This is a genomic window from Microbacterium sp. (assembly GCF_035277845.1).
Classification (GTDB): Bacteria; Actinomycetota; Actinomycetes; order Actinomycetales; family Microbacteriaceae; genus Microbacterium.
In genome coordinates this window covers 1-4,437 of the sequence record NZ_DATEJS010000360.1, presented here as the reverse complement: position 1 = coordinate 4,437, position 4,437 = coordinate 1, and the positions used below count along the sequence as shown (strand labels likewise).

Here is a 4,437-nt window from a genome sequence, read left to right as displayed (position 1 = left end):
CTCATCGCAGCCGCGACCGGCGCGCCCCTCGACGACGAAGTGCGCGTCGTCCTGTACGCCCCGACGTGGCGGGACGGCGACGAGGATCCGGCGATCCCCGACAGCGGGGCCGCCGCCCGGATCACGGCGCTGCTCGAAGAGCAGGATGCCGTCCTGCTCATCCGCTCGCACCCGCTCGGCGCCGGCGCCTACGACATCCCGTCCGACCGGGTGCGCATGCTCGGCAGCGACCGCCTGCGCGACATCACTCCGGCGCTGTCGCGCGTCGACGTGCTCATCACCGACTACTCCTCGCTCGCGTACGACTGCTCGCTGGTGCCGATGCCCGTGGTCTACCTCGCCCCGGATGTGGTCGAGTACGCGCAGCAGCGCGGGTTCTACGGGCGGTACCAGGATGTCGCGGGCGACGACTGGGCGCGCGACTGGACGGACGCCGTCGCGCAGCTGCGCGCCGTGCTCGCCGACCCGGCGGAGCGGGACCGGCGCCTCGACCGTGCGCGCGCCCTCGACGCCCAGGTGCACGCGTACTCGGACGGGGGCAGCACGCGCCGCGTGTTCGACCTGATCCGCGCGCGCATCGCCGCAGCCGGTCCCGGGCCCGAGCCGCATCCATGATCGTCGCCGAGTTGCGGATCCCGGACGGACCGGCGCTGATCCTGTGCGGCACCGGCCCGGCCCCGGCGGAGGTCGTCGCCCGCGGGCCGCGCGCCTCGACGTCCGCGTCTGCGGTCTCCTCCCGCGAGGGGTGGAACGCCGTCGTGCCGCTGCAGGCGTCGCGCTGGGCGGGCCCGCTGCTGCCGCTGCCGGTCGACGACTACGCCCTCACGGTCGACGGCGAAGCGGCGGACATCGCACCGGTGCCGCTGACGATGCTCGGCCCGATCCGCGCCGAGGTGTCCGGCAGCACGCTGCGCGTCGGGCCGCCGGTCGATCCGGCGTACGACTCCGGCGAGGGCCAGGCGGCGCTCGAGCGCCGGTATGCGACGCGCCCGGACGGTCTCGAGAACGCGGCGTTCTTCGAGAGCCGGCTGGGTCACGTCGCGGGCGGCGATCCTCGCGCGATCGATGGGGAGCTGGCCCGGCGGGCGCCGGCCGTGACGCGCTACTGGAGCGTGGTGGATCTCTCGGTGGCGGTTCCCGACGGCGCGGTGGCCGTCGTCGAGGGCAGCCCGCAGTGGTGGCGGGCACGGGGCGCGGCCCGGCTGCTCGTCGTGGACGACTGGCTGCGGCGCCGTTTCGTGCGCAGTCCCGGGCAGGTGGTGCTGCAGACGTGGCACGGGTCCCCGCCCCGTCGGCTCGGTCTGCGGCTCCCCGGCTGGAACGCGCGCCGGGCCGCCGCCGTCGTCCGGGAATCGCTGCGATGGAACGTGCTGCTGGCGCAGAGCCCGTACGCGGCGCAGTCGCTGAGCCGCGGTTACGCGTTCAACCGGGCCGTGTGGATCGAGGGCGGCCCGCGCAACGACGTGCTCGTGACGGCGGGCCCGGGCGACGACGCACGCGCGGCGCTCGGCATCGGCACGGCGGAGCAGGTGCTGCTGCACGCGGTGCTCGATCCGGAGCGGGCCGCACAGGTGGATGCCGCCGAACTCGCGCGTCGCACCGGGGCGCTCGTCGTGCGCGTCGGTGTGCACCGCGACCATGCCGCCGGGGAAACGGGACCCCGCGTGATCGACGCGACCGACTATCCCGACCCCGCGCGGCTGCTGCTCGCCGCAGACGCCCTCGTCACCGACCGGTCGCCCCTCATGTTCGACTTCTCGGTCACCGGCAAGCCGATGTACTTCGTGGAGTCCGCCGCCGGGGCCGCCGCGCCCGATCGTCCGTTCGTCGTGGACCTGGCCGCCCGCGCGCCCGGGCCGCTGGTGTCCACCCTCGTCGAGCTCGTCGAGGCGATCGCCGAGCACGACCCGGCGGCGCACGCCGAGCGCTATGCGCAGTGGCGGGCGGTGTTCAACGGCCGCGACGACGGGCACGCCGCCGAACGGGTCGTCGCGCGCATCCTGGATCAGGGATTCGTCGACGCCTGAGGTTCAGGCCGGTGGCGCGTCCGTCGTCAGCCGGGAGGTGTCCACCGTGTCGTGCGCGCCCATCAGTGCGCCCCGGAGGAAGCCGAATCCCCACGCGAGGTGGATCGTCGGCAGCACAGCCGCGGTCCAGAGCCTGTCCCGCCAGCCGGTGCCGCCGTGCCGTCCCGCGGCGGAGAACGACACCACGAGCACGTACAGCGCCAACGGGATGTAGATCAGGGATGCCACAGCGGCGGCGGGGCCGCGCAGCATCCGCATGCTCTGCAGCACGCCGGCCACGACCGCCAGGGCGGCCACCACGACCAGGGCCGGCGGGGCGAAGAAGCGCAGCGAATTGCGGCGACCGTAGCGGCGCACGAGTTCGCCGCGCCAGGCGCCGGTCGCGAGGAACTGCCGCACGAGCCGCACCCAGCTGTCCCGGGGCCAGTACGTGACGACGAGTTTCGGGTCGAACCACACCCGGTAGCCGGCGCGCCGGATGCGCAGATTCAGCTCCCAGTCTTCGCCGCGGCGGATCGACTCGTCGTAGAGACCGACCTCGTCGAGCACCTCACGGCGCATCACGCCGAGGTAGGCCGACTCCGCTTCGGACTCGTGGGTGCCGCCGTGGTAATTGGCGCCGCCGAGTCCGATGGGGGAGTTGTAGGCGCGTGCCACCGCACGCTGGAAGGCCGTGTGGCCGTCGGCGCGCATGACCCCGCCGACGCTGGCCGCATCCGTGCGCGCGAGCGTCTCGAGAGCACGGCGCACGTACCCCGGGGTGAGTTCCGAGTGCGCGTCCACCCGGACGACGGTGGGATACGAGCTGGCGCGGATCGCACGGTTGAGGCCGCGTGGGATGTCGGCGTCGGGGTTGTCGACGAGCCGCACCCGAGGGTCTTCGGCGGCGAGCCGCCGCGCGATCGCATCCGTGCTGTCGGTGGACGGTCCGAGCGCCAGGACGAACTCCGTGGGGCCCGGGACATCCTGGGCGAGCACCGAGCGCACGGCGCGTTCGAGGTAGGACTCCTCGTTCAGCACCGGCATCACGAACGAGACGCCCGCGTCGTCCGACGGGACGGGGGCATGCCTGATCGGGCGCTCGTCATGCATCGTTCGATCATCCCATGAACGCCGACCCCGCCCGTGCGCCGGGAGCGGGCCACCGGTGCGTCGGTCAGCCGTCCGAGGGCGCCGGCGGCATCGGGATCGCCACCGAGGTGACGCTCGGCAGTCCCAGCGACGCGGCGTCGGTCGTCGCGACGGCGAGGTGCTCCGCCGCGGTCGAGGCCCGTTCGGGCTCGGCCGGCACGCCGGCGGATTCGCTCGGCTCCTCGGGGCGCAGCGCGAAGATCGACATGCCGACATTCTCCCTCGGCCGGCTGTGATCGGGCTCGATCAGCAGAGCTCCGTGCGGAGCGACCCGGGCTCAGACGTACAGGTTCGCGCGCTCGAGGTCCTCGGCGAAGTCGACCTCGACGGCGTACAGGTCGGAGATGTCGAGCGGCTCGAGCACGAGCCCGTCTTCGGCGATCGCGAGCTCGAGACCGCGCTCGAAGTAGTCCTGATCGCCCACGCGGTGCAGCTGGCGCATGAAGGCGCGCTTGTCCGCAGCCGAGATGTAGTTGATGCCGACCGCCTCGCCGATGCCGCCGCGCACGGTCTTGGAGAGGTCCTTCACGGAGCCGTCGGGGTTGACGGTGTACTTGACCTCTTCGTCGCTGACCTTGGCGGTGTTGACGGTCACGAAGGACTGGTCGCGCTCGATGAGCGGGATCGCCCGGCCGAGGATGCGCGGGTCGAAGACGACGTCGCCGTTCATCCACAGCACGCCGCCGCGTCCGCTCGCCTGGAGGGCGCGCAGCAGGCTCTTGGACGTGTTCGTCTGGTCGTAGCGGTCGTTGTGCACGTAGTCGACGTGCGGGAACGCCTCGATGATCGTCTCGGCGCGGTAGCCGACGACCGTGGTGATGCGCGCAGCGCTGCCGAAGGCGGCACGGATGTTGTCGTGCTGCTGGCGCATGATGCTGCGCCCGTCGCCCAGGACCGTCAGCGACTTGGGGAGGGAGCGCCCGAGGCGCGAACCCATGCCCGCGGCGAGAATGACGATCTGAATGCTCAAAGAAATGCTCCTGGAAGGTGGCGACACGGCAGGAAGAAAGCCGGATGACACCTCATTGCGCCGTGTCCAGGATAGCGGCGCCCACCTGAGAAGGCCGTGGGATCAGGCCTTCTCGATCGCGGATCGTGACGAAATCGAGACCTGCGCGGGCGCCCGGCGGCCGGCTCGGCGGGCGCATCCGGGGCGGTCACGGCTGAGTCCCATAGCGTGGTGTCACTTCCCGCGGGGTTCTCGTCGTCGTAGACGTTGATGGGCCATCGTGGGAGCCCAGCTGTTTCCGCCAAGAAGCAAGAAGAGTGATCCCACGAT

5 protein-coding genes are annotated in these 4,437 nt (G+C 72.3%); 2 read left to right on the top strand and 3 right to left on the bottom strand.

Going from position 1 to position 4,437, the window contains the following annotated elements:
• Together VJR25_RS15895 and VJR25_RS15890 are read left to right on the top strand one after the other, a co-directional pair.
• Positions 1 to 615, top strand: a 615-nt coding sequence (locus VJR25_RS15895; protein ID WP_324116784.1) for a CDP-glycerol glycerophosphotransferase family protein, incomplete at its 5' end; no start/stop codon positions are given.
• Entirely contained in the window at positions 612 to 2,027 is a 1,416-nt protein-coding gene (locus VJR25_RS15890; protein WP_324116783.1) for a CDP-glycerol glycerophosphotransferase family protein, read from the top strand. The genes VJR25_RS15895 and VJR25_RS15890, both read left to right, overlap by 4 nt.
• A 3-nt stretch (positions 2,028 to 2,030) precedes the next feature.
• On the opposite strand, the gene VJR25_RS15885 is transcribed toward VJR25_RS15890, so the two are convergent.
• The 3 genes from VJR25_RS15885 to VJR25_RS15875 all read right to left on the bottom strand — a co-directional run bounded on the left by VJR25_RS15885 (position 2,031) and on the right by VJR25_RS15875 (position 4,128).
• Positions 2,031 to 3,119 carry a glycosyltransferase family 2 protein gene (locus tag VJR25_RS15885; RefSeq protein ID WP_324116781.1) on the bottom strand — a complete coding sequence of 363 codons (1,089 nt, stop codon included), beginning with the start codon at positions 3,117 to 3,119 and terminating at the stop codon, positions 2,031 to 2,033.
• A gap of 64 nt (positions 3,120 to 3,183) precedes the next feature.
• Positions 3,184 to 3,366, bottom strand: coding sequence for a hypothetical protein (locus VJR25_RS15880; protein ID WP_324116779.1), 183 nt, complete (start codon positions 3,364 to 3,366; stop codon positions 3,184 to 3,186).
• A 69-nt stretch (positions 3,367 to 3,435) separates the two neighbouring features.
• Complete coding sequence (locus tag VJR25_RS15875) at positions 3,436 to 4,128, bottom strand: NTP transferase domain-containing protein (RefSeq protein ID WP_324116777.1); 693 nt, start codon at positions 4,126 to 4,128, stop codon at positions 3,436 to 3,438.
• Positions 4,129 to 4,437: the final 309 nt, after the last annotated feature.